The organism is Glaciecola punicea ACAM 611 (assembly GCF_000252165.1).
Taxonomy (GTDB): domain Bacteria; phylum Pseudomonadota; class Gammaproteobacteria; order Enterobacterales; family Alteromonadaceae; genus Glaciecola; species Glaciecola punicea.
Window position 1 is genome coordinate 124374 of the sequence record NZ_BAET01000002.1, and the last position, 26266, is coordinate 150639.

Annotated in this window: 23 protein-coding genes; 7 read left to right on the top strand and 16 right to left on the bottom strand. The window is 44.3% G+C overall.

The genetic code is table 11. The features are described from left to right. Positions 1-200 precede the first annotated feature (200 nt). The 6 genes from GPUN_RS00585 to GPUN_RS00610 form a co-directional block, all read right to left on the bottom strand. On the bottom strand, positions 201-1385 hold the full coding sequence (locus GPUN_RS00585) for a BaiN/RdsA family NAD(P)/FAD-dependent oxidoreductase (protein WP_040519868.1): 1185 nt from the start codon (positions 1383-1385) through the stop codon (positions 201-203). 137 nt (positions 1386-1522) lie between these two features. Beyond that, positions 1523-1996: a peroxiredoxin gene (locus GPUN_RS00590; protein ID WP_006002357.1), complete on the bottom strand. Its 474-nt coding sequence runs from the start codon at positions 1994-1996 to the stop codon at positions 1523-1525. Positions 1997-2076: 80 nt separating this feature from the next. Next, positions 2077-3021 (bottom strand): class I SAM-dependent methyltransferase, encoded by a 945-nt coding sequence (locus GPUN_RS00595; RefSeq protein ID WP_006002359.1) that lies wholly within the window; start codon positions 3019-3021, stop codon positions 2077-2079. After that, on the bottom strand, positions 3014-5092 hold the full coding sequence (gene recG / locus GPUN_RS00600) for an ATP-dependent DNA helicase RecG (RefSeq protein WP_006002361.1): 2079 nt from the start codon (positions 5090-5092) through the stop codon (positions 3014-3016). Before recG ends, GPUN_RS00595 begins: the two co-directional genes overlap by 8 nt. A 69-nt stretch (positions 5093-5161) precedes the next feature. Next, positions 5162-6004 carry a mechanosensitive ion channel family protein gene (locus GPUN_RS00605; protein ID WP_006002362.1) on the bottom strand — a complete coding sequence of 281 codons (843 nt, stop codon included), beginning with the start codon at positions 6002-6004 and terminating at the stop codon, positions 5162-5164. A 120-nt stretch (positions 6005-6124) separates the two neighbouring features. Continuing rightward, the gene (locus GPUN_RS00610) at positions 6125-6787 is read right to left on the bottom strand and encodes an SDR family oxidoreductase (protein WP_006002364.1); all 663 of its coding nucleotides are present in this window, start codon (positions 6785-6787) and stop codon (positions 6125-6127) included. A gap of 106 nt (positions 6788-6893) precedes the next feature. Here GPUN_RS00610 and GPUN_RS00615 point away from each other — a divergent pair, with 106 nt between their 5' ends. From GPUN_RS00615 to GPUN_RS00630, 4 genes are all read left to right on the top strand, one after another. After that, entirely contained in the window at positions 6894-8051 is a 1158-nt protein-coding gene (locus tag GPUN_RS00615; RefSeq protein WP_006002366.1) for a PQQ-dependent sugar dehydrogenase, read from the top strand. Between the two features lie 328 nt (positions 8052-8379). Continuing rightward, on the top strand, positions 8380-8934 hold the full coding sequence (locus GPUN_RS00620) for a metal-independent carbonic anhydrase family protein (protein ID WP_006002368.1): 555 nt from the start codon (positions 8380-8382) through the stop codon (positions 8932-8934). A 258-nt stretch (positions 8935-9192) separates the two neighbouring features. Continuing rightward, on the top strand, positions 9193-10797 hold the full coding sequence (locus GPUN_RS00625) for a sensor histidine kinase (protein WP_006002370.1): 1605 nt from the start codon (positions 9193-9195) through the stop codon (positions 10795-10797). Beyond that, the gene (locus tag GPUN_RS00630) at positions 10794-11510 is read left to right on the top strand and encodes a response regulator transcription factor (protein ID WP_051987252.1); all 717 of its coding nucleotides are present in this window, start codon (positions 10794-10796) and stop codon (positions 11508-11510) included. Before GPUN_RS00625 ends, GPUN_RS00630 begins: the two co-directional genes overlap by 4 nt. 75 nt (positions 11511-11585) lie before the next feature. Here GPUN_RS00630 and pta read toward each other — a convergent pair whose 3' ends face one another. From pta to GPUN_RS00650, 4 genes are all read right to left on the bottom strand, one after another. Further along, entirely contained in the window at positions 11586-13736 is a 2151-nt protein-coding gene (gene pta / locus GPUN_RS00635) for a phosphate acetyltransferase (protein WP_006002375.1), read from the bottom strand. A gap of 54 nt (positions 13737-13790) precedes the next feature. Beyond that, positions 13791-14990 carry an acetate kinase gene (locus tag GPUN_RS00640; RefSeq protein WP_006002377.1) on the bottom strand — a complete coding sequence of 400 codons (1200 nt, stop codon included), beginning with the start codon at positions 14988-14990 and terminating at the stop codon, positions 13791-13793. 61 nt (positions 14991-15051) lie between these two features. Further along, complete coding sequence (locus GPUN_RS00645; protein WP_040519871.1) at positions 15052-15348, bottom strand: type II toxin-antitoxin system RelE/ParE family toxin; 297 nt, start codon at positions 15346-15348, stop codon at positions 15052-15054. Next, positions 15341-15574 carry a type II toxin-antitoxin system ParD family antitoxin gene (locus tag GPUN_RS00650; protein ID WP_006002382.1) on the bottom strand — a complete coding sequence of 78 codons (234 nt, stop codon included), beginning with the start codon at positions 15572-15574 and terminating at the stop codon, positions 15341-15343. Before GPUN_RS00650 ends, GPUN_RS00645 begins: the two co-directional genes overlap by 8 nt. Positions 15575-15810: 236 nt before the next feature. Here GPUN_RS00650 and GPUN_RS00655 point away from each other — a divergent pair, with 236 nt between their 5' ends. Continuing rightward, on the top strand, positions 15811-16686 hold the full coding sequence (locus GPUN_RS00655; RefSeq protein WP_006002384.1) for a carboxylate/amino acid/amine transporter: 876 nt from the start codon (positions 15811-15813) through the stop codon (positions 16684-16686). A 105-nt stretch (positions 16687-16791) separates the two neighbouring features. On the opposite strand, the gene GPUN_RS00660 is transcribed toward GPUN_RS00655, so the two are convergent. The 4 genes from GPUN_RS00660 to GPUN_RS00675 all read right to left on the bottom strand — a co-directional run bounded on the left by GPUN_RS00660 (position 16792) and on the right by GPUN_RS00675 (position 23669). Continuing rightward, positions 16792-17769, bottom strand: a complete 978-nt coding sequence (locus GPUN_RS00660) for a universal stress protein (protein WP_006002386.1) — start codon at positions 17767-17769, stop codon at positions 16792-16794. Positions 17770-17900: 131 nt separating this feature from the next. Beyond that, on the bottom strand, positions 17901-20006 hold the full coding sequence (locus GPUN_RS00665; RefSeq protein WP_006002388.1) for a S9 family peptidase: 2106 nt from the start codon (positions 20004-20006) through the stop codon (positions 17901-17903). 186 nt (positions 20007-20192) lie between these two features. Continuing rightward, on the bottom strand, positions 20193-20852 hold the full coding sequence (locus GPUN_RS00670; protein ID WP_006002389.1) for a hypothetical protein: 660 nt from the start codon (positions 20850-20852) through the stop codon (positions 20193-20195). A 249-nt stretch (positions 20853-21101) separates the two neighbouring features. Next, on the bottom strand, positions 21102-23669 hold the full coding sequence (locus GPUN_RS00675) for a TonB-dependent receptor plug domain-containing protein (RefSeq protein ID WP_006002391.1): 2568 nt from the start codon (positions 23667-23669) through the stop codon (positions 21102-21104). Positions 23670-23902: 233 nt separating this feature from the next. On the opposite strand from GPUN_RS00675, the gene GPUN_RS00680 reads away from it, so the two are divergent. After that, positions 23903-24856 carry a hypothetical protein gene (locus GPUN_RS00680; protein WP_006002395.1) on the top strand — a complete coding sequence of 318 codons (954 nt, stop codon included), beginning with the start codon at positions 23903-23905 and terminating at the stop codon, positions 24854-24856. Between the two features lie 6 nt (positions 24857-24862). Here GPUN_RS00680 and GPUN_RS00685 read toward each other — a convergent pair whose 3' ends face one another. Continuing rightward, positions 24863-25183: a DUF2956 domain-containing protein gene (locus GPUN_RS00685; RefSeq protein ID WP_006002396.1), complete on the bottom strand. Its 321-nt coding sequence runs from the start codon at positions 25181-25183 to the stop codon at positions 24863-24865. 178 nt (positions 25184-25361) lie between these two features. Here GPUN_RS00685 and GPUN_RS00690 point away from each other — a divergent pair, with 178 nt between their 5' ends. Continuing rightward, on the top strand, positions 25362-25547 hold the full coding sequence (locus GPUN_RS00690; RefSeq protein WP_006002397.1) for a hypothetical protein: 186 nt from the start codon (positions 25362-25364) through the stop codon (positions 25545-25547). A gap of 18 nt (positions 25548-25565) precedes the next feature. Here the strand turns inward: GPUN_RS00690 and trmH are convergent, their stop codons facing one another. Then, positions 25566-26249 carry a tRNA (guanosine(18)-2'-O)-methyltransferase TrmH gene (gene trmH / locus GPUN_RS00695; protein ID WP_040519914.1) on the bottom strand — a complete coding sequence of 228 codons (684 nt, stop codon included), beginning with the start codon at positions 26247-26249 and terminating at the stop codon, positions 25566-25568. Between the last annotated feature and the right edge of the window lie 17 nt (positions 26250-26266).

The window sequence follows — 26266 nt, forward strand, 5'->3', positions numbered from 1 at the left end:
CAAAAAGCAGCTAAAACCAATGTGGTCAAGGCTTCAAAAAGAAATGGATAAGTAAAAATTTGGCTTTTCATATAAAAAAGCAAAGACCAAATAAAATGTAGTCTCAAAAAATCAATTATAACAATGAATAATGTGTATTTTTGTCCGTTTAAATTCTATAAATTTAGGCAAAATTATCCATTTACCATCTAATAAAACAACTACGCATTCATCCCCGCCACATATCCACTGCTCCACGCCCACTGAAAGTTATATCCCCCTAACCAGCCGGTTACATCAACCGCCTCGCCAATAAAGTACAGGTTCGGATGAGACTTCACTTCCATTGTCTTTGAAGATAGATGATCAGTGTTTACCCCGCCAAGCGTGACCTCAGCGGTTCTATAGCCTTCTGTGCCATCGGGTCTAATATTCCAATTATGCACAAGATCCACAAGCCTTGCCTGCTCTTTATGGCTTAGCTGCTTTATAGGAACATTTTCAAACTTGTGCAAATCAATAAAGGTTTCTGCAAATCGTTTAGCGAACTTGGTCGCCAGAAGGTTTTTAAGCGACACATTAGGCTGCGTAGATATTGATTCATTTAAGAAGGCACCAAAATCATCCCCTGGATATAAGTTTATAAACACTTCTTCACCCGGATGCCAATACGATGAAATCTGCAAAATAGAAGGACCCGACAAACCGCGATGGGTAATCAGCATGTCCTCTACAAACGACTTATTTGGGGTAGACACTTCAACCGGGATTGAAACGCCTGATACTTCTGCCAATGGCGTTTTAAGCTCTGGCGGCAAGGTAAAGGGCACAAGGCCTGCGCTGGTGGGCAACACTTCAAGCCCGAACTGCTTGGCAACTTTGTAGGCGAATGGGCTTGCCCCGAGCTTGGGCATAGACAATCCGCCTGATGCAATAATTAAGCTTGTGCAGGTGTAAGTGTGCTTATCAGTGGTAACACTATAGCCACCCTGCTCGCGTGCTTTTACTTCGCTAATATCGGTTTGGTAAGCAAAGGTCACGTCGTTTTTTTCGCATTCTGATACCAGCATGGCCACAATTTCTTTGGCTGAGTCGTCGCAGAACAATTGTCCCAGAGATTTTTCATGGTATTTAATTTTGTACTGTTCTACTAAGGCGATAAAGTCCCATTGGGTATATTGGCTTAGCGCCGATTTGCAAAAGTGGGGGTTTTCGCACAGGTACTTTTCAGGCTCAATGTAGTAATTGGTGAAATTACTGCGGCCACCGCCCGATATGAGTATTTTTTTACCCGGTCGTTTGGCATGATCAATCAGCAATGTTTTACGTTTACGGCTGCCTGTGGTAGCGGCGCATAATAGGCCTGCCGCCCCTGCACCAATGACAATTACATCAAAATTCACTATTTATTTCTCGTATAAATTTAACGCGGGGATACTAACATTTCTGGACAAAGAGGTTTAGCGCTTACCTAACTATCATGTAAAAATAAAAAAAGCGCCTGGCAACTTAATGCTCAAACGCTTCATTGATACTGCAAAAATTATAAGGACTGAAGCATCGTTTCTGCGTCAGACACATCAAATTTTCCTGGCGCTTCCACGTTTAAGGTTTCCACTACGCCATTATCTACAAGCATGCTATAGCGCTGTGAACGCTGGCCACCAAAACTGTCGGTGTCCATATCAAGGCCAATTTTTTTGGCGAAATCACCGTTACCATCGGCAAGCATAGTGAGGTGTTCGGCGTTTGAAGCTTTGCCCCATGCGTCCATCACAAAGGCGTCGTTAACCGATAGGCAAAGAATGCTGTCCACGCCTTTTGCATGCATTTTATCTGCAAGGGCTACGTAACCGGGTAAATGTGATTCTGAACAAGTGGGTGTAAATGCACCAGGCACAGCAAACAAGACTACTTTTTTGCCTGCAAATAAATCGTTTGTGCTGGGGTTTTTCATGTTACCGCCAGCAATGGTGCTAAAGGTTGCTTCAGGTAATTTTGCGCCTACTTCAATCATGTTAATTCCTTAAGTTTAGGTGGGGTTTACTTAATCTATGTAAATACGCTCTTTAACAATTAAACGAGCATTAAGTTGCGTTACTGATTTAGCAAATATACATCAAAACGATGCTTTTTCGAGCTTATTGCCATATTTGGCTGCAAAGCGTGATCATTTTCTACATTTGGCGCACCTGCGGGTCTTTTAATTACGATCCTTTGAGGTGCAAAGTTTATAGCTGCGGTTAATAGATCGGCGCTGTCTTGGTCGGGGCCCAGTAAAAGTTGAAATGCACGCATCTCTTTTTTCACCAGTGCCGATTTTTTCTTATGTGGAAACATAGGGTCTAAATATACGACATCTGTTTGCGTCTTTTGCGCCGAATTATTCTTAAGATACAGTATTGCGTCTTGCTGCAGTAAACAAAGACGCTCACATATTGACAAACACTCTAGATTCTCGCCCGACTCACCTGCAACTTGCGCTCGCACTAGAGCGTCATCAAGCAGTGCGCTGATAACACCGCTTCGCTCAATCATCGTCACATTTGCGCCCACACTTGCCATTACAAAACTATCGGTGCCCATGCCGGCGGTGCAGTCTACAACATTTACGCTGTGCTTACCCTTTATCCCAATGGCTTTGGCAATTGCTTCGTTGCGGCCTCCGCCATGCTGCTGGCGATATTGCAAATTAGCGGCGCCAAAGTCAACCATAATATCAGACCATGAGGGCTCACTAGAAAGGCGCAATACAAGTCCCTGAGTAGTAAAAACTAGCTGCCACTGCGCTTGGGAAAACTTCTGCTTTTGCTTGTTTGCAGGTATAGTGTGTACTTGCAAACCAAGTTTTTTACTGAGCAGTTTTGCGCGCTCATCAGCGTTAATACTGCCACTGTCTTCAACCAATATAACGGCATTATTTATTAGAGGCTGCTTGTCTTGTTGAAGCACATCCCCAGGCGATTTACGCATAGAGCTGTTATCACTTATCTGCGACGCTTTGTCGGTTGAATGGCTCACCTGCTTAGATTTTTTACGCATTTGAATATTCACCTTTGTAAGCCAACCATCGGTTAATTAAAGCCGCTGATTGCTTGGGATGATCGCGCCACATGGTGACCGCTAATTCTTTAACCTGTGGAATAAGCGCGGCGTCGCGCACTAAGTCTGCTATTTTAAGATCAGCCACGCCCGTCTGCTTAGTGCCTAACACTTCACCAGGACCGCGTATTTCTAGGTCTTTTTCAGCAATATAAAAGCCATCGTTTGACTCGCGCAGCACGCCCAAACGTTTAGAGGCTGTTTTTGACAGCGGGCTTTGGTACATAAGTACGCAATGGCTTTCTATTGATCCCCTGCCCACGCGTCCTCTAAGCTGATGCAACTGCGCTAAGCCTAAGCGCTCAGGGTTTTCTATAATCATTAAGCTCGCGTTAGGCACATCTACCCCGACTTCTATTACGGTAGTGGCCACTAACAAATCCAAGGCGCCCGATTTGAAGCTGTCCATTACCTCCAGCTTTTCTTTAGGTTTTAAACGGCCGTGCACCAGCCCTACTTTTAAATCGGGCAGCGCATTAACGAGCGCGGCTGCGGTATCTTCAGCTGCTTGGCACTGCAGCATATCCGACTCTTCAATAAGCGTGCATACCCAGTAAATTTGGCGCCTTTGAGCAACGGCGAATGAACGTACTCTTTCAATAATATCGCTGCGCCGAGTGTCTGGCAGTACCACCGTTTTAACCGGTGTACGATTGGGCGGCAGTTCATCAATAATGGAAGTATCGAGGTCGGCATATGCGGTCATTGCGAGGGTTCGCGGTATAGGGGTTGCGGTCATAATGAGCTGATGCGGATATTTCCCGAGCACCCCACCTTTTTTACGCAATGACAAGCGCTGATGCACGCCAAAGCGGTGTTGCTCATCTACTATCACCAGAGCAAGGCTTTTATAGTTCACCGCTTCTTGAAAAACAGCGTGGGTGCCGGCCAAAAATTGTATTTCACCAGACGCAAGCGCCTCTAAAGTAGCCGTGCGTGCTTTGCCTTTTAGCTTGCCGGCTAACCAGCCTACCTTTATGCCAAGCGGCGTTAACCATGCATCAAAGTTTTTCGCATGTTGTTCGGCCAGTAATTCGGTAGGGGCCATTAACACGACCTGATAGCCTGCACTAATAACTGACAGTGTTGCCAGTGCAGCCACTAGCGTTTTGCCCGAACCAACATCGCCTTGTACTAAGCGCATCATGGGCTGGCCACGGCTGAGGTCTCTTTCTATCTCATTAACCACTCTTGACTGCGCGCCAGTAGGTGAAAACGGTAAATTAGCCAAGAATTTAGTTTTAAGCGCAGCGTCTAGCGTAATCGCAATTGCAGGATCAATATCAGACTGCGCTCTTAGTTTCAACATACTTAACTGGTGCGCCAATAACTCCTCAAGCACTAAGCGTAACTGAGCGGGGTGTTGACCTTCATCGAACATCGCAAGATTTACATCGGGTGATGGTCGATGAACCATGTGCAGTGCATCAAGCAAGCCTAACTGCCCTGAATATAAGCCCGCTGGCAGCAGGTCAAGTAATGCACCTTTGTCTAACTGCGCCAAGGCTTGTTCACTTAACTTACGTAAGGTAATTTGATTAACGCCTTCGGTGGTGGGGTAAACCGGCGTTAGATGTTCTTCCATTTTAATGTTTGCTGTGTCGGTCACGACTTTATATTCTGGGTGCATGATTTCCCACATACCATTGTTACTTGCGCGTACCTCACCAAATGCGCGAATAGTGGTGCCCTCTTTAAAGCTGTTTAGCTGGGCCGCCGAAAAGTGAAAAAAGCGTAAGTTAACAATGTCGCTGCCGTCAGACACCTGCACAATTAACATGCGTTTACGACCATACTTTATTTCTGCATTAAGTACCTGCGCAACAATGGTGGCGTGAATACCCGCATATAAATCGGCAATTAAATACACGCGAGTGCGGTCTTCATACCTAAGCGGTAAATGAAAAATAACGTCTTGAAGGTTTTTGAGGCCTAGTTTAGCCAGTTTTTCAGCTACTTTAGCGCCTACGCCTTTTAAGGTAATAACCGAGGTGTCGGTTAACGACTGCATGCATTACATCTGTGTGGTGGTGAGAATATGCTAAGAGTATCAAACCCTTGATTTTTCGCCAACTGTTCTTCAGCCCTGCCCTGCTTTATTCTCAAGATCTGTCTTTATTTTCAGCTCGTACCACATTTTCATAAAATCAGATGTAAGCTTGTGTTCAAGTGAAAGGGCTAATTCAGTGGGGCAAAACAAGGTGATTCGTACTCTAAAATCGCCTATGTCGGTGGTGCTGAAGCGTATTTCAGGCTCGGGGCCTGAAATGACAGCATCGAGCTTGCGCTCAATAATTGAATTGTATCGCGCGGCTACTTCACTAAATTCTTCACAGTATAGATTGGCTCGGTTTAGCAGCTCATCGTATAAAGGAAAGCCGTTATAGTTTTCGGTTTTTACAATGGTAAATGAGTGAGTAACGTAGCGTTTGATAAAATTGAGGTTTTTTATGGTGCTTATCACAAGTTTGCTATTGGGCACCGAAATGGTCCGTCGTGTAATCTGATAGGTCTTCATGTCAATTTCTAACAAGCGGGTTTTCACCCAGTCTATTTCAGCTACTTCGCCATAGTCGCCGTCTATTTGGATCCAGTCACCTTCCCTGAAAGGTCGAGTGCTAATTAAATACAAGAACCCAATAATAGATTGTATAAATTCGCGCATGGCGAGCACAATAGCCACAGCAAACGCGGCAATAGACAACGCAAAGTTTTGGATTTCGGCTGACCAAATAAGCAGTAATAGCAGCACGCTTACTAAATTTATAACATGGCGAATGCTCTGAGAAATATGCTTATTTTCACGCTGTTTGCGGCTGCGGGTTTTACGTGCAAGCACACTTATTAAGAACTTTATCAAGGCGGCAATCAGTAATATGGCAACTGACAGCAAAGCGGTATGGTTTAATATTTCAACGAGCATAACTACCTGAGTGGAACAAAGTTTGTCTAAAAGATGATTAGGTACACAATAAATTCAAGCAATAGGATAGCATAAATTTAGGCTAGAATAATCCTGTTTACTCAAGGAGGTGTACTTTGACTACCAAGGTAAAACTTCACCGTTTGAATGCCAAAAAGTACCCGTATTACTCATGTCCAGTCCTTCAATGCGCTTAAGCAAACGTTCTACAGAAACAGCAGCGGTAATATCCCCGTTATTATTTACCATATCGGTTTGCACATAGCCTGGGTGCAACAAAGCAACAGCAACCTCCTGCGCTTTTAAATCATGCGCCAGTGACATACCCGCAATATTCAGCGCAGCCTTCGACATACGATAGCCATACCGGCCGCCCGTTGTATTGTCGCTTACCGATCCCATTCGGCTAGATATAAGGGCTACTTTGGCGCCCCTACCGAGTTGCTGTCTTAGTATTTGCGTGACGAGTAAAGGCCCCACCGCATTAACCCGAAATTGGTATTCAATGTTGGCCGCCGACATATTATCTAAACTTTCGTCGGTTAATACGCCTGCGTTGTTAATTAACAAATCAATTTTTACACCCCGCAGTGCCGACAGCCGTTGCTCTAAGTCATCAGCATTACCTATATCAACATGTTCAATCACTACCGCTTTGGTGCTATTAAGCTCTTCGCTAGTGCTGCGACACAGTGCGTACACCTTATCGCCTTTAGCTAAATACTGCTTTACAAACTCAAGGCCAATGCCACGATTAGCGCCAGTAATGACGACAACTGCCATAAAAACTCCTTATTCTTGGTTAACTGCTTAATACTAGTTTCAAATGCTCGTATATAGTAATCTTGATAAATTCAAATACAAGCGTAATTTTATACGAGGTTGAATTATGAACAAACTGATTAGGTTTTCACTTGTAGGCTTATTAGCAGCGACATCGGCGCTGTCTATGGCACAAGACAAAGCTGTCATGCAAGGAACTGATAACACCATTATTTATGGCGAGGTCCTAGAAACATTCACTATGCCTTGGGCCATGGCTTTACTGCCAAGTGGCCAAGGTTTGGTAACTGAAAGGACCGGTGCGCTATGGCTAATTGACGAAAGTGGGAAAAAGCAGTTCCAAGTAAGCAACGTTCCCAGCGTTGATGCTAAAGGGCAAGGCGGCCTTGGTGACATTATTGTGCACCCTGATTTTGCCGACAATGGCGTAGTGTTTTTGTCTTATGTTGAGCGCGATCCTAAAGACGACGAGTTTAGCGGAGCGCTTGTTGAACGCGCTACACTTACACTTACCGCTAATAGTGCAACACTTAATGAACGAGAAGTAGTGTGGACACAATCGCCAAAAACAACGGGAAACGGACACTATGGCCACAGGCTAGCGGTATCACCCGACGGCTACCTTTTCATCACATCGGGCGAGCGCCAAAAATTCACGCCTGCGCAAAACATGGCCATGAACTTAGGCAAGGTTGTCAGAATTAATCAAGACGGCAGTGTGCCAAAAGATAACCCGTTTTACGACAATGGCGAGGTCACTAATCAAATTTGGACCTTGGGCCACCGTAACCCTTTAGGGATCGATTTTGATGCTAACGGAAAATTGTGGGTACATGAAATGGGTCCCAGACACGGCGATGAGCTCAACTTAATTGAACGCGGCAGAAACTATGGCTATCCGGTAGTATCCCAAGGTGACCACTACTCTGGCGTCACTATCCCTAATCATGAAGAAATTCCAATATACTACTCACCCATTGCTGATTGGGTGCCTGCAATAAGTCCTGCAGGATTTATTATATATAAAGGAGAAAAATTTGCCGACTGGACCGGAAATGGATTTATAGGCAGCTTGTCCGCCCAAGCACTCGTTCGGGTAAACTTTTTTACCAACGACAGCCGCCCTACCTTAGACGCAAAAGAAGCCGCTCGCTATAAATGGGGCAGCAGAGTAAGAGAAATTGAACAAAGCGCCGGCGGTGACATTTATGTCTTGGAAGATGGCAGTAGCGGACGGTTGTTGAAACTAAGTTTACAGCCCTAAGCTCAGAAATTGTCAGTGTAATAAAGAGGATCTGGTCAACCAGCATTAAATTCCTTGCAAACAGGCATGGTTCTCTTTTCTTCTCTACATGTCACAAACGCTAGATAAATATTTAACTTCTGTTCATCTTTTTTTTATCTCAACGTTAAAAGTGTGTCAGGACATTTTTAATATCAATGGCGTATCCTATTTGCATGTTGGTAGGAAATGAAATTTCGCTGCAGAAATATCGGCCCACTTAGCAGGCATTTAACTTAGGCAAAAATGCTTAATAAGCTGTTCACTTTTTTGCAGAAAATCTTTTAATAAACTTAATAGGAAATAAAAAATGAACGTTAATAAGTTCTTAGGCATTGCCGCAATCGCTTTATTATCTAATCAGGCGTTTGCAAGCGCAGTAGTCGTTAATCAAGGTCTCTTAGAACAAGAAGTGTTGGCGGCCCAACAAGGTTGGTGTGCCGCGCTTGTTGATATAAGTAAAACTCACGAAGATGAAGGACAAGCCGCTGCAAAAGATCTTGCTAAGCAGGTTATCGATGCAGCCTATGGTTATCAAATGGGTGGGGTGTTATTTAAACCTACACTTACCGTAAAGCCTCAAACATTCCGCCCTACCAGCGAAGGTGCACTTTCTTATTTTGTTGGCGGTAATGAAAGCTTCCCAAGTGATTCAGGCTTTGCACTTAAAGGTTGGCAGAAATGTGAAGTTGACAATAATGCCGTTTTCATTGCAGGTGATAGCGCCTCTACGATTGGTAAAGTTCATTTTACTGCAAAAGACGGCAGCGTTACATCAGTAGATAAAACATGGGGCTTTGTAAAAGATGACGCCGGTGACGTGCGCATTGTGCTACACCACTCATCTCTTGAATTCCAAGGGTAATTACATGCTTTACACTATGATTGCAATAATCTAGTGACGCTAGTTTAATTTACATGCCGAGCTTGTCTCGGCATTTTGCAGTTTAAGAAACCGATTTTATACCGATGGTTAATATCTTCAAGAAAACCATGCGCAAGCGCTTAGAAACGTCGGCGTTACCCTAGAGCACCTCTCGTAAGTCTTAGGCTAGTAAGATAAGCACGTGCACTTACCATACTTGTCAATCTATAATAACACTCTTTTTGCTGGGGTATTTTAGTGCAATACAGTTTGAAGCAACGCTTTGCCATCACCGCAACTACACTTTTCTTATTGGTTTGCCTAGCCTCGGCTGCTCTTCTTTATACGGCACAGCAATACAATTTTTATATTGAGCAAAGTGTACGAGTTCAGCAAGTTTACTCTAGTTATAGATCTGTCTCAGACCACACCTACCGCAAATTAAGTGCGCTTGGTCAAATTGTTGAGGAGAACACGCTCAACAATTTGAATGCGCGTTATGGCAACAAAGAGGCACTGCGCGCTGCATTAAGCGGGGTAAGACGAAGCATTGTCGCTAAATTTGCTCATTTAGGTGATGCCGCTGATGTTGTTGAGTTGGAGCATTTTAATAAGATAGAGCTTTTAGCACAAGAAATTATCAGCGGGAGTAAGCTAGTGCGAGAAGCGGTCGAAAAAGGCCAGCTAGAAGCAGCGGTAGTAGCCTTAACAAAACTTCGTAGCTTTGAGGTCGAAGGCAGTTTTATTCGACTGATTGATGACGCGATTGATGAAGAGTTAAGAAAGGTAAGAAAAACACAACTGGTGGTACAGGATCTGAACACGCTTTTGTCTCAGCTTTTAGGCCTTATTTTCTTCTGTTCTATATTTTTTGGCGCCTTCCTGCTTTTCACCACGTGGCGCGCACTAACGCGTCGATTGCAGACCTTTGAGAGTGCAACGGGTGCTTACTTAGCCGGAAATTTTTCTGCTCGTGTAGACAACAATGTTAAAGATGAATTTTCAGGTCTTGCAGTGGCGCTCAACAGTATGGCTTCTGAAGTAGAGAGGCAAAGGCAGCGAGAAAAGAACACGCAGGAAAATCTCGAAGCCATTATTACCAGTCGGACGCAAGAGCTACGCACTAGCAATGAGAAGTTAGAGATGATAAGCGAGACCCGAAAGCAGTTTCTTGCAGATATTAGTCATGAACTTCGCACACCGCTTACCATCATTCAGGGAGAAGTAGATCTTGCCCTTCGAGAACCCGCTACAACACCAGAACAGTTTCGTACCGCATTTCGTCGAGTAAAAGAGCAAGTTCTGCACACTGCCAGGTTCGTTCAAGATTTACTTTTTGTTGCAAGGGCTGAAGATGGCAAAGCACCGATCCACAAGTGCACAATGTCAATTGTGCCTTTGATCGTAGATATTTGTGAAGACTTTGCGGTCATTGCAGCACAAAACAATATTAATATTGTTAGCCGTTACCCAAAAAATGAAATAGTCGCTAACGTCGATACCAGTAAAATTAGGCAAGTCTTCACTATCTTGCTCGATAATGCCGTTCGCTATTCGTATCAAAACTCCACTATAGAGGTGGATATTCGCGCGAGTAAAACAGCGCTTATTGTCGAGATTAAAGACACTGGTATTGGTTTAAAATATAATGAAACGAGTCAAGTTTTTTCCAGATTCTATAGAGGCAGTGAAGGTTCGGGAAAAGCCAGCGGTACCGGTTTGGGTCTGCCTGTGGCGAAAGCGATTGTAGAGGCCCACGCGGGCACTATTACATTACAAGGTAAATCACAGGGCGAAGCGGGTGAAGGTTCAACAGCAACAGTGACTCTGCCTTTAGCATTAAATAATGAGGCTACCCAATGAGAATTTTAATAGTTGAGGATGACGACCGAATTGCGGACTTTCTGATGAGAGCACTGCAGGTGGAGGGACACAACGTTACTCGATTAGATTCTGGCAAAGACGCCGTTAGTGTCGTTCGTGGCGGGGACTTTGCGTTTATTCTACTCGATATTATGCTGCCCGGTAAGTCTGGCATAGCGGTTTGCCAAGAACTGCGTTTTAGAAAAATAAATACGCCCATTATTATGCTGACAGCTATGGACAGCACAGAAGATATTATCAATGGTTTAAAAATAGGGGCTGATGATTACATTACTAAGCCCTTTGATCTTGACGAGCTAATGGCCAGAATCGAATCGGTGTCTAGAAGGCAGCAAGGGCTAGATGTAGTCAACACCGAGCTTTGTATTGCAGATGTTCACATGCATACCGACTCTAAAATAGTTACCGTAAGCGGCAAAGATGTATCGCTAACGGCCAAAGAACTCTCTATCCTTGAATTACTAATGAGCAACCCAAACAAGTTATTCTCCAGAGAGCGCATATTAAACAATATCTGGGGCGCCAATTCCGATCCCTTAACCAACGTAGTTGACGTTTATATTGGTCGTATACGAAAAAAGCTCGGAAAGGATGAATCTAGCTTTATCGAGACGGTCAGAGGTTTAGGATACCGTATCGATCCCCAAGCTGGAGCAAAGCCGTCAGCAAATTTGCCTAAACGTTTAGACTAGACTGCGTTTCGTTTTGTTTATAGCTTGCTAAATAATGCAAGAATGCTGATTTCAAAGATACTGGTCTTGATTGCCTCATGGCTTTTGAACTTGCTGGTTCGCCTGAATCGCCGTAAGTGCAATGGTATACACGATGTCGTCAACCAAAGCACCTCGGCTTAAGTCGTTTACCGGCTTGCCCATTCCCTGCAGCATTGGCCCTATACTAATTAAATTCGCGCTACGCTGAACGGCTTTATAAGTGGTGTTGCCGGTGTTTAAATCAGGAAATATAAACACCGTGGCTTGGCCCGCTACCTTGCTGTTGGGCGCTTTTTTAGCCGCTACGCTTTCCATTACCGCAGCGTCGTACTGCATAGGTCCGTCAATCAGTAGGTCGGGGCGTTTTTGTTGAGCAATTTTAGTGGCATCTTTCACCTTTTCAACATCAGCGCCGGTGCCCGAACTGCCGGTGCTATAGCTCAACATAGCGACTTTGGGTTCTATGCCAAACAGTGCGGCTGAGTCAGCAGACTGTATGGCAATATCGGCTAACTGCTGTGCGTTTGGAGCAGGGTTGATAGCACAATCACCATATACTAGCACCTGCTCTGGCAGCAGCATAAAGAAAATAGACGACACTAAGGACGCACCCGGAGCAGTTTTTATAAGCTGCAGTGCGGGGCGAATAGTATTTGCGGTAGTATGTATTGCACCCGATACTAGCCCATCTACATGACCTTGCTGCAGCATCATAGTGCCTAGCATTACGGTGTCTTGCAGCGCTTCTTTTGCAACGACCTCGGTCATTCCCCGGTGCTTACGAAGTGCTACTAAAGGCGCAATATATTGATTATGCAAGTCCTGCGGCCGTTGAATAATGAGGTCTTTAGGCAGTTCAATACCTTGCTGCTTCGCTACTCTGTAAACATCTTCGGGCTGCGCTAACAAAATACACTTAGCAATGTTCCTTTGGCTGCATATTGCCGCTGCTTTAATGGTTCTGGGCTCGTCACCCTCAGGCAAAACAATCGTTTTTTTCGCCACTTGGGCCATACGCGTAAGCATATGCCTAAATGCCGGCGGCGACATTTTTGTTGCCAAGGTCGACTTAGTCGACAGCGTGTTCAACCACTGCTCGTTCATACAGGTGGCCATGTGATCCATCACCTTGTTAACACGCTGTGTGTCATCCACCGGCACTTCTTGATTGAAGCGCTGCAAATTCGCGGTTGCCTGCCACGTATTGTGCTTTACTAGCATAATGGGCAAACCTGTTTGCAAGGCTTGGTCGCAAAGTTTGAGAATGTTTGCATCAGGCTTATAACCGCCGGTTAGTAATAAAGCGCCTATTTTAGTACCGTTTAAAGACGCTAAACATGCGGCCAATAGTATGTCGCTACGATCCCCTGACATGATCAATAGCGCGCCAGGCTTGAAAATAGAGGTCATGTTATGGATCTCTCGGCCGCACAAATGCACACTTCTCAAACGACGATGCGCATAGTCGCCCTCGTTAAGCATTTCAGCTTTCATGTGCCGCTGAATATCTTTCACCCGAGGCGCTAACAGTTCGAAGTTCCATGTTATGCACCCAACTAATGGAAAGGATTTTGAAAACACTGGCAGTGCCGATAGGTTTTTAACAGTGGCGAGCGACTTCATCTCTTGATGGTCATCGAGTAAATCAGCACCTAAGCGCCCTTTTACGTCTGAAGGCCCGCCTATTTTATTTAAAATGCAGCCCATTACGCGCCTGCCACTATGGCCACCGTAGCTGTCAGCGACAATTTCTATTTTGTCGTTAAACTGGTCCATAGACGAAGCGCCAGGCGCGCCAACAAGTATAATTTTAGCGTCGAGTGCGTTGCATATATCGCGGTTTACTTTGACCGCATAAGGATGATCGGTGGTCGAAATTAAGCCTTCTATAATAACAAGATCTTGGCCTTTTGCTTGCGCTTGATACATCTCCACTATTTCTTCTAAGAGCTCGTCTTTTTTATCATCGCCAATGAGCTCTTCTGCATGCGCCGAAGACAAAGGCGTGGCCATTTTAGTAAAGCCCATATTGCGTAGAATGCTGGTAGCTTTGTCGATAGTGTCATCACCGCGTCTTGGCTGGGCAATAGGCTTGAAAAAGTTTACGTTTAAGCCACGCTGCTGCAGGGCGCGCACTAAGCCTAAGCTTACACTAGTTAAGCCTGCGTTTGAGCCAATAGGAATTAACATTATGCGATGCGTCATTACTTACCTTGTTATTTTGTCATTAAAACGTTCTTATAAACGCTTTGCTTTTTACTACTTGGCGAAACGAGCACTGTCTTGGGCTATTACCCATTCTTCTTTGGTCGCGATGGCCAGTACGGGTAAAGAAGCCGGTTGGTGTATACCGCCTGAGCGACCAAATCTCATTTCATCATTTAAAGCTTCGTCTATCACTAAACCTAAGTGGTACAGTTGAGACACCACTTTACTACGCACATAAGCTGAATTTTCGCCAATGCCGCCGGTAAATATTAGGGCGTCTAATGTGCCCACAACAGCCATATAAGCGCCGATGTATTTAACTAAACGGTAGCAAAACATGTCGAGTGCAAGTTGAGCCTGTTCATTGCCAAGCTTGGCTTGTGCCTCTAACTCTCGGCAGTCGTTGCTTAGCCCTGAAATACCTTTTAAGCCCGATTCTTTGTTCAGTATCGAGTTAACGTCGGCGGCGCTGTAACCTAGCTGTTCAATCATATAGCTTGGCAAACTTGGGTCCATGTCACCGCTTCGCGTGCCCATTACTAAGCCTTCCAGCGGTGTAAATCCCATGCTGGTGTCAACCGCCCTACCGTGCTTAATGGCGGCAATGCTGCAGCCATTGCCCAAATGTGCGCTAATCAAATTACATTCTTCATACTCTTTATTGAGCATTTGGGCCGCTTTATGCGAAACGAAATAGTGACTAGTACCGTGAAAGCCATATTTACGCACGCCGTGGGCTTCGTATAAAGAATAAGGTAATGCGTATAGGAATGCTTCTTTAGGCAAAGTTTGGAAGAAAGCAGTATCAAAAACAGCGACTTGAGGCAATAATGGAAAAGCTAGCTGCGCGCTGCGTATGCCCGCTAAATTTGCTGGATTATGCAAAGGTGCCATGTTTGAAGTTTTATGTATAGCCTGGATCACCGCCTCGTTTATTAAGGCCGACTCTGCAAAAAATTCTCCGCCGTGAACCACTCTATGACCTACCGCAACAAGCTGCCCCTTAAGCTGTTTGAACTGGTTCAGTATTTCAACAATAAGCTGCAGCGCTTGTGTGTGATCTGCCTTTGCAGGCAAAGTAGACTTGATTTTCTCTCCTTGTGCTTCATAGGTGAGGCGGCCACTGGCTGTGAAGAGGTTTTCAACTAAACCTTTCAGCGGTGTTTCGCCCGTAGAAGGCGCAATAATGGCGAATTTAATAGATGAACTGCCGCAGTTCAATACTAATATGTATGGCCCATTAGTAGACATATATCCTTGCTTCCCAAGTTTCACTAGCCCTAGTGGGTAGCATTCATTATTTTAGCTGCAATTAATTACGTAGATGAAGCTCAAATTTCATTTGTTGATGTAGTATGCGCACCACGAAAACAGCGTTCTTTCGTTTCTTGAAAAAAACAATATGCTTACCCACTAAATAACTAAAGTAGTCACTTCTGGTATGAGATTCGCTTCTGCCCAACTCGGGGTTATTAGCTAGGTTGACTATAGCCTCTTCAATAACAATGGCATAAGTATCGGCCTGCGTTTCGCCATATTCTAAAAACGTATAACGAAATATAGAAGCCAAGTCATCAACAGCCCTAAGTGAAAGCTTGTAATTACTCATTACGAAGTCGTTTTTTTTCCGCCTTAATCACATCATTAATAGTTAGATTACTTTCCCCGCTCAACTCTCCTTCAATTAGCGCAAGCGTAATTAGTTCTCTTTCAGATTGATTTCTACGGATCAAGTCACGAATATAATCACTTGCATTTGCAAATTTCCCGCTGCTAATTTGCGCATCTATCCACTCTCGCATTTCAGCAGTGAGTGATACATTTAACGTAGCCATATTTTACCTTACTTTTGCTCGCGCAAGAATCATTGGCAAAGATTGCCATAAATATTGTGCTAAGTGAACTGAATTGACAAAAATACCTTTATCAAACGATGTGATCAGAGCACGCTTTAGTTTCACCAATACGTTTAATAAGCGATAATACACCGAAGAAAGAACGTAGTATGCTGGACTTCAGTCTCGTTTTTGTGATTTGAGTTTGTGTAAACGGTAAGTTTTAAGGTTAAGGTTTGATATATTTATTTGCAACAACGTTACTATGGGCTTTTTCGTTCAGTCTGATTGGTGTCTATCTAGCAGGGCAAGTTGACGCTTGGTTTTCTGTGTTAATGCGAGTCGCGCTAGCAATGCTGATATTTTTACCTTTCTTAAAATTTCGCACTGTTTCGAAATCGCTGGCGATTAAATTGATGGCCGTCGGCGCGGTGCAATTAGGACTTATGTATGGTTTTTATTACCACTCTTTCTTGTTTCTAACGGTACCAGAAGTCTTATTATTTACCGTAATGACACCTTTAATCGTCACGCTGTTAAATGACGCATTAGACAAACGTTTTAACCCATGGTTTTTTATGGTGGCGGCCATCGCTACTTTGGGCGCAATAACTATTCGCTATGACGGCCTTAGCAGTGATTTTATTATTGGCTTTTTTATTGTGCAGGGCGCAAACCTATGTTTTGCCAGTGGCCAAGTATTTTATAAGCGCATTATGGCTAAACAGCAAAACCTGTCTCAACATACTGTTTTTGGTTATTTTTTCATTGGGGCTTTTATCGTTGCGGTGGTTTCTTTTTTACTTCTTGGCGATATATCAAAGCTACCTCAAACTAACCTGCAGTGGGGCATACTAAGCTACTTAGGGGTCGTGGCATCGGGTCTAGGCTATTTTGCATGGAACAAGGGCGCAACACTGGTTAATGTTGGCGCGCTAGCGGTTATGAATAACCTACTGATACCTGCTGGAATACTGGTGAATGTTTTAATTTGGAATCGTGATGCCGACATTGTTCGGTTGAGCATTGGCTCTGGCATTATTCTACTGGCACTGCTTATTAATCAGAAATTTTTTCCACGTAATAGATCCGAGAGCACAAACATGAAGTGAATACCTACCTTCCACGCGAGAATTCTGAGCTTAGACGATATTTCTACACTTCACAATGCACTACGAAAAAGGGCCCGTGTTAATCTGATCCTATTATGCGCGTTGCTAAGCAATCAGTTTAACTGGACTCACAAAACCTTCTGGCTTAACGGCTAAGACTGAACAGTCAATTTGGTTTAGAATATTCTCTGCAGAGTTGCCCATAAGAAACCCCGGAAGGCCAGTACGCGCAACAGTGCCCATCACGATAATATCGGCGGCTATTTGCTCTGCAAATATGGGGATTTGTTTACGCGGGCGTCCCACCAGTAAATGTGTTTTCGATTTAATATAGGTCGAGGCGTCTGACCCCACTTTAGCGCGTATTTTGTCCATTAAATCATTCATTTTTTGAATATACCGCTGCTCGCTTGCTTCTAAGTCGCTGTCTATTTTTTCTTTAGATTCATCCGTAAAACCAAAGCGCATAGCGTCGTCACTGGCCGCATCCCATACGTGAACGATGTCTAATTCGGCAGACTCTGATATTGCTAACCAACTTGCCAATTCGAGGATCTGGAAATTAAGCGCTTGCCTAGTGCTCAGCTCTTGCGATGGATAGTTATCGTCAACATCTACCGACGCCAATATCTGCAGATGGTTTTTATGCGCTTTTGGTTTAACTAACATTAATGGGCAGGGACACTTACGTAATAATTGCATATCATCAGTGCCGAACAAACGATCTAAAAGACCCCCACTTTGTGCTGTTTTTAGCACAATGTCGTGTCTATTGCGAAGCACCTCGTAAATGATTTCTAAAAACGATACGCCAACAAGTACCTTCGATTGGATCGTCAATTTGCTATTTAACGCAGAAATAACCTCGTCAAGCTTGTTTTGCTGCTGCGCCACTATCACCTGCATATAGTCAGATGACTTGGAACGATCAAACTTTCTTATATTTAAAGGGGTCCAATCCATTATATCGATAACGGTTAGACTAGCTTGATTATTCTCTGCCAGTTTCACCGCATGCGTCAATGCAGAATTCTTTTTATCATCTGCGCTAACAACACATAAAATCTTATTAAATTGCTGCATATCATTCCTCTTTAATTACGTTGCCCTTCTCATTTTTAACCAAGCATGACATTCATAGTAGCGGCATAGTCGCGGCATAGTTGAGTTACCTCTAAAACAATATATTCGAATCAATGTTAGCGTTAAAAACACTATTTTGTTTCAGCTTCCCTTTGCTTAGATGTGTTGTACTTGTCAAACCACGCTAAAATGTTGCCAATTTTACGACCTAAGTTAGACGGCTTAGCAGCAATACCATGATAAGCACCTTGAATCCGCACCAGCGAGCTTTCTATACCTTCTAAGCGCAGTGCACCATAGTATTGCTCGCTTTCACCCATGGGGGTGCGAACATCTAATTCACCTGTAAGGACCATTGTTGGGGTGGTAACGTTGCCAACTAATTTAAGCGGTGACCTGTCCCAATATTGGTTGATATCATTCCAAGGAAAATCGGTAAACCAGTAGCGGGTCATGAACGTGTAAATATCACTGGTGCCAATCATGCTTACCCAGTTAATAACCGGCTTGGCGACAACGGCTGCAGCAAAGCGATCTGTTTTACCGATAATCCATGCCGTTAACACACCACCGCCAGAACCGCCCGTTACAAACAGATTACTGTCGTCTATGTAGCCCTTTGCTATTACCGCATCGACCATGTCCATAAGATCGTCGTAGTCTTGTGATGGGTAGTTTTTGTCAATCAAATTGGCAAACTCCGTGCCCATTGACGTTGAGCCTCTTGGGTTGCCATAAACAACAACGTAGCCCGCCGCAGCAAACATTTGTACTTCTGTTGAAAACTCAGGGCCGTAAGCGGTGTGCGGGCCCCCATGGATCTCTAAAATAAGTGGGTATTTTTTTGCCGAGTCAAAGCCAGGCGGCTTCACTATCCACGCCAGCAGTTCACGCGCATCAACACTGCTCTTTACTTTGATAAGCTCAGGCTTGTTGAGTGTTTTGTGGCCAAAAATATCACTGTTTAAATCGGTTAACTGCGTGATTTTCCCGCGCTTATCTACCACTGCTAAATCGGCCGGGCGATCGCCTGTTGACAAGGTAAATATGATATCGCCGTTATCGCTGGCATCGAAGTTACCCGAGGTATATGGCCTGCCAAGACTCATGCCCCCTAATGCGTCTGTTTTCACGCTAATTTTTCCAGATAGGGTCACGTAAGCTACATGTTTCTTACCTTCACTGTCGTAACTAAAGTACAAACCTTTGCCATTTTGTGACCACTGCACATCACCCACCGACCGGTCTAAATCAGGTGTTAGATCCTTAACGTTTGAACCGTCGGTATCCATTACAAAAAGATGATTAATCTGATTAGACTTACCGTTATCATCAAAACCCGTAAATGCAATCTGCTTCCCATTGGGACTTAACGTTGGATTACTCTCAGGCCCAGAGGTTTTGGTTAACTTGGTTAAGGTGGTGTCTTTGATATTTACCAGCAGTAAATCGCTGTTAAATACGTCAAATTCGCTGTCTTTACGAATATTAGCCGACATTACAATATGGCTGCCGCTTTGGGTATACATTAATTGGCCACCATAGTCGAAGTCACCCGAGGTTATTTGACGCGGTGTGCCGCCAAACGCGGGCACCACATACACCTGCATATTGCCGGGACGGTTCATACCCACGCCGTCGCGTTGAAATAAAGTTTGATCAATATAGTGAGCTTCATCAGCCCATACGGCACCTTCGGGTTTAAATGACAAGCTGAACAAAGACCTAGGTTTTGAGGGTGTGAACATTGCGAAAGCAAGCTGTTGACCGTCGGGTGAAAAACTCAAACTATTTGGGCGCATGGCTACGTCGGTCACACGGGCGGTATTGCCGCTGGCCATGTCGCGCAGATATATTTGTATTTTACCTTCTTTGCTCGATAAATAGGCCATTTTGGTGCCGTCGGGTGAAAACACCGCATTGGAGTGGTTATCTTTGCTCGACAGTAACGGCATATGATTAGTGCCGTCAAGCGACACCGTCCATAAATTAGTGCGCTTAGCATCTAGCATAATATCCATACTGTTACGCTCGTAAAGCACGGTTTTACCGTCGGGCATCACAATGGGGTTCGCGGCATATTCTAAGTTGAATAGATCTTGATAGTTAATCACACTGTTGTCTAAAGCGCCTTCGTTTTGGCTGCTGTGATTAACTTGTAATGCATTTACTGAAACACTGCCTAGTGCAAATGCAAGGCCCAACAACACTGAGCTAATCTGTTTTTTCATTTTCATATCTTCTTCCTGTTTAGGCAAAACTGCTTAGCCTAGCGCTGACTATTACTTACAGTATGTGCTGTACCGAAAATAACGCTTGGTGGGTTCATGTAAAAAGGATAAACGATGCACCTACCATATACAATAGCGTTGATAAGTAGTGGCTATTTTCAGTAAGCGCTAAAACGCAAAAAAAAGAAAAGACTATTTAGCATTAGCCTCTATCTGCAGAAGCGCATTTACCTCGCTTTGCTCCTGCTCTGTAAACAGACGTTTGAAGTTTTCAGGCTGCACGTTTATACGCCGCCTCAGCTTGTGTGAAATACTCGCATTGGTATGCGCTAGCTGATCAACAAATTGTTCAATAGATATATTTGGGTAGGTAAAAACGCCGCCGCTATGAGCGCTGGTCGGTGCGTTTAAAATATCGTTGTGTTCTAGAAAAGATTCGTGCTTAAACACCGCTTGAGAATGCACAAAATCACTCTGGGTTGAGCGCAGCATTGCCGCTTCGCTTATGGCTTTTACGCGCGTACTGTTTTCGCTCTCTTCCCATGTTACGCCACATAGACTAACGCTATAGGCAAAGGTTTGCCCGGCTGTCACTTTTTGTTTTAGGTGGGGATGTTGAGTATCGTTGAGTTCGCTTAACAAAGCGGCTAAAGACGATACGTTTAAACTTTCAAAGGTAACTGGCCCATATTCACTTTCGTAAGACAGCTTAAGGGTGTTTAATAAGTAATATACTTGGCCTGTGTCTCGCCAGATAGAGGTTTTAATTTCTTGTTCAGACGTAATTTGTTGGTTGTTTCTGCGTTTGGCAAGCCAGTTAATAAGCGGCTTTATGCCCTTGCCTAAATTCATCTATATGCTGGGCCTTATAAATATAATGAGAACGGGTGTATTTTTGTTTACGTAAGCAAAGCAAAAGTAGTTTATTAATGTTTGGTAAAGGCTTTGGCCTTAAAACCTCAAATGATTCATTCAAAGAATAGCGTCATGAAATGCGGCTTAGCTTTGCTCAATACAACTACTAGCATTGAAAACGTATAAGGGCTTTGCAAAAAACAAAGCCCTTATGACTTACTGAGTACTTACTGAGTGCTGCGCTAATTAAAACTTATATTCAAGCCCTACGTAATAAAATGCGCCGTTAAACCCAAACGGGGCTGAGCGTCGTGAGTATTCAAATACACCTGGGCTGCTGACAACAATGTTGCCGTTAGCATCTTCAATTGTGCCGGTGCGTGAATTACCAATCTGATTTTTGTCGGGTGTTACATCAAACAGGTTATTTGCGCCTATATTTACCGATATGCTGTCGTTAATGGTGTATTTCACGCGAAGGTCGGTGAGTATTTCAGCACCATAGGTTTGAGTGCCACCATCGGTAATGGTGTATTCACCGTAGCGATTGAAGGCAAGGTTCACATTAAAATCGTCAATCACATATAGCCCAGACAGGCTGATGCGATCTTGTGGCTGCCACGACTCAATAATGGATATATCTTGCTTAGAGAATACGTCATCCGTGCTTAAGGTTTCTAAACCACTGCCTACTGGGGTAAATAAGTCAACCACGTCGGTTTCGGTAAAGTTACCCGCTAGGGTTAAGTCTAAGGATCCGCCGGCTAGGTCAGTATTCCACGTGGCGACTATGTCTACGCCTCTGGTTTCAGTATCGGCTCCGTTTAAGAAGAACTGGCCAGCACCCGCTCCAGACGCCACTAGCGCTGCATCGAGGGTGTTAGAAAGACCACTTCCAAGACGGTTACTCACCACAATGCGGTCTTCTATATCAATAGAGTAGTAATCAACTGTTATGTTTACTTCATCGAGTAAAGTGAAAACAGCGCCTACGCTCCAGTTGGTTGATTTTTCTTCACTAAGCTCTGGAATACCAATGGCTTGGGCTAAAGTAGAGTCGTTTCTAAATGTACCAACCTGTTGGGGAACCAGCACACCTGCGTCGTTTACAACAAACTGCGTGCCGACGTTGTTAAAAAACAACTGCTGCATAGAAGGTGCTCTAAAACCTGTGCTGATGGCACCTCTTAAATTGAAATCCTCATTTACATGATAATTTGCCGCCACTTTAAAGTTAGTGGTGTCACCAAAACCGTCATAGTCATCGTAACGCATAGCGGCGCTGGCAATTAAATCTTCGGTCACTGAATATTCTGCGTCTATATAAAACGACAGCACGTCACGGCTTTCATCTACCGCCGAATCTGGACCAATACCATTGAAGCCTTGAATGGCAGCAGATGCGTTTTCGCTGCCCACGCCGCCGCTCAAGCCGTTAAATATATTCACTCCGTCGATCGTATCGTAGTCGAAATAAGAATACTTTTCACCGGGAGTGACGCGATATTCATCTGTACGGATTTCGGCACCAAAGGCTAGCTGCAGATTGTCGTAGGATTGGGTAAAGTCTAAGTTGATAGTTTCAAGGCTTAACTCAAGACCATATGCATCGGCCTCACGCGGGATAGTGTTGCGTATTTCAGCCGCTGACAGGCCACGTTCATAGCGCAGCTCATTGGCGAACGACGAGTTGATAGAATCGCTCGTGCGGTAGTCAATAGTGTTTTCGCCGTAAGTGTACGAAATGTCTAACGTAGTGTCGTTGGTAAACGCAATTTCGTAGCCTAAGTTAAACGAGAAATCATTTATTTGTGAATTTATTTTAGGTAAAAAGCCTAGTGGAATAGTCGCATCGCCATCTTGTAGCTGCGCATTCCCGCCACCGTTTGCGTTATGACGGAAAAAAGCGGCCGATTCGTTGTCGCGTGAAGAGTAAGTCAAGAAACCATAAAGCTCACCTTCACCTAGGGCATAGGCGCTGTTTAATGTGAGTGCAAACTGTTCAGATTCAGCGTCACCGATTCTAAAGGTTTGACGCTGCGCGGTAAGCTCTCTAGGATCGCCCGCTAATACATTACCGTTATCAAGGGTAGTACAGCCTCTAAACTGGCAAGAGCCATGCAGGCCTGCTCTATTAGTGAAACCACGATCTCTAAAGTTGAGGGTCGCGTTTATAAAACCGTCGTCGCCAAGGGCAAAGCCTTTGGAGAAGTTGACGTTGGTGGTTTCGCCATCGCCTTCAGAAAATTCGCCGTAGGAAATATCGGCACTGCCGCCTTCGCTGTTGTCTTTAAGCACAATATTAATAACACCGGCAATGGCGTCAGAGCCATACTGCGCGGCGGCGCCATCGCGCAGCACTTCAATGCGCTTAATTGCTGATGCTGGGATAGCGTTCATGTCGGTACCCGCGGTACCGCGGCCTACCGAGGTGTTTATGTGAATAAGTGAGGCTTGATGACGGCGTTTACCGTTAATTAATACCAGGGTTTGATCGGGGCCTAAGCCACGCAGTGTAGCAGGCCTTAAGGCGTCGGTTCCATCACTAATAGATGAAGATGAAAAGTTGAACGAAGGAGCAATGGCCTGAAGCATGCGGCCAACTTCAGTTTGCCCTGTGTTAGAGAGCGCTTCTGCCGATAAAATATCAACCGGCACCGGTAAATCTTCAATTGAGCGGCCTGCGACGCGGCTACCTATAACTGAAATGTTTTCGACTTCTTGCTCAGCGCCTGTTTGTTGTGCAATGACAGGCAGAGCAGGCAAACCAAGCAATAAAGACATTGCGATACACGTTTTTTTAGGTGATAGCATGGTGGAACCCTTTTATTATTAATTGATATTCGTGAAAATATAGATGTAAGGAGTGCTAGTGTGTGCTTAGCGCTTAAGAATTTTGTAAATAAATCATATATCTATACGGATAATTTGCAATTTAGTCTCAATTATTTAACATCTGTACAGCAAAATATAGATTTGGTGCGAAAGTCGCAACTGTACTATGGTCTAATGTTGCAAATAATAATGTTTGAGGGCTAAGGAAAAAAATGAATTTGCGTAACATTCTAAGGCTATGCGCTATTGGATGTGCATTAACTGCGTGTAAAGCTAACCATAACTTGCACAATAGTAACATGCCTGTTTATGAAGCGGCGCAGTGGCAACATTTCAATAAACTGACGCGAGCCCACACAGGATCTATTCAAAAACAGGGTGATTTGTACTTGCCCCAAAGTGAGTCAGTACGAGGCTACGAAGCATTCGAGTCTTGCACTGACTACACAGATAAAACCACCAGCATCTCACAAATATGCAGCAAGACGATTTATAGCGATAAGGGTAAATTTGCGATAAACACCCCAAAAAAAGCAAAAAACGGCGATTTACTGTTACTTTTTTTGAGCCGAACTGACAATCCACTGCCCCACCGTATAAACGGATGGGACCTTGCCGCCTCATGCCTCAAAAGTAACAACAGCCAACAGCATTGCCGACAGGTACAAGACTGTGAAACCTTACACGATGATTACTGTGTTGACACCGACAACAACGGCAGCAAAAAGGGTGAAGATTTAGCCACCGTCGTATTCTATAAAACGTTTGATGAAAACGATACCCAGTTCAACTTTGATTTAAAGGGTAGTAAGCCGGCATGGGCTGTTTTAGTGTCGGTGCGGGGCGCCAACAATACAGATCCAATAGGCTCTATTGCCACTGAGGCTAGCGACGATAGCAACGACAGTGTGTTCCCATCAGTAAACGCCAACGCGGGTGATTTACTGTTGTTATCAATGGCGTTTGACGATACTGCCGATATAAATGCCTTCGCCGCGCCACATGGCTTTCAAACAATCGCGTGGGTAGCGGGTAACGACGAAGCCGGCAGCATATATGCGCAAATAAGGGAAACAAACAGTGAATCCGGTACACTTAAAACCCGTGGAAAAGGCGCTTTAAAAAATAAGGATGCGCTTATTTCTATCGTGATAAACGCACATTAAGCTGCCTTATAAGGCAATATAAACAGCAAAACCTAGCCAACTTAGCGCCAGTAAAGCCCATGGTATAAATTTCAAATAATTATTCTTGGGAGACTCTTCGCGACTTTCAAGATTTTCTTGTTCGCTTTCTCGGCGTTTCATTTCTTGTTTACGCTTTTTGTCTATCTCGCGTAGTTTTCTACCCTGCTGTTTCTTATATTCACCAATGCCTTTTTCAATCCCTTGCGCAATCAACTTAGTTTGGACTTTAGTCTGCCCAGCTTTTTGCGTGCCTTTTGCGAGTTTAATCGCCTTGTCTTCAACTTCGGGAGAAACTTTATTTTTCATATATTTATTGGCCGTTTATTAATTAGCACTGTTGGAGTTTTAAATAGTGTCAATAATAGTAACGCCACTACCAGTGTATTGACAGCATACAGTAGGAGCCTATAATAAAACGATTACTATGTGCCGATTTATTACCGACCCACTATCTCAACGCTTGCAGCATGAAAGGAAATTATTAATGTCTAATATGGTCATAACAGGTGGTTCTTACTTCGTGGGCTGGGGTACACTTGCGCTTATCAACTCAGGACTAGCACAAGGTAAAGGACGTGGAGGTTTATTGTGGTTTTTTATTTCCTTACTGCTAGGCCCAATTGCTACGCTGCTGCTAGTGATAATGCCCGACATGCGTAGATTTAGCTAAGCTAAACGCCGGTTCCTATTACTTTTGTGAAAACTGTAGCGCCTGCCACCACTGCTCGCTTGCCTCAATTTCACCATTGCCATTAATAAAAGGGAAAGGTAAATTCCTTTTTACGCACTGCGCATACAACACCGGAAACCCGCCTTCAAACAGAACTAGCTGAGCTTGCTCCTCGCTAAGCCGGTTATGCTCGTACATACCCGCATTGTCTCGCTGACGCTGAGCTTCATATAATATTAAGGCCGCCGCCACCGACACATTCAACGACTGCACCATGCCCAACATGGGAATAGCAATAGAGTAGTCACACATAGCTATGGCTTCGCTAGTTGCACCGGTTTTTTCTTGGCCCAAGACAATGGCCGTTGGTTTGGTGAAATCTATTTTCCTAAAATCAACCGCGTTTTGGTCTAAATGCGTTACCAGCACCTGCATATTTTGTGACTTAAAATATGTAATAGCATCTTCGGCACTTGAATGGCGCTGCATGTCTACCCAGACTTGGCTGCCCATGGCAGTGCTTCTTAGCAGAGGCCTGTTATTTTCCCATACCGCGTGCAGTCTATGCACGCCTACCGCATCTGCCGAGCGAATAATGGCAGACACGTTGTGTGGTTTGTGCACTTCTTCTAGAAGAAGGGTTAGGTCAGGCTGTCTTTTTGATAATAAGGTACGTATTTTATGATAACGTACCGGTGTCATAGACTGAGAATGCGACA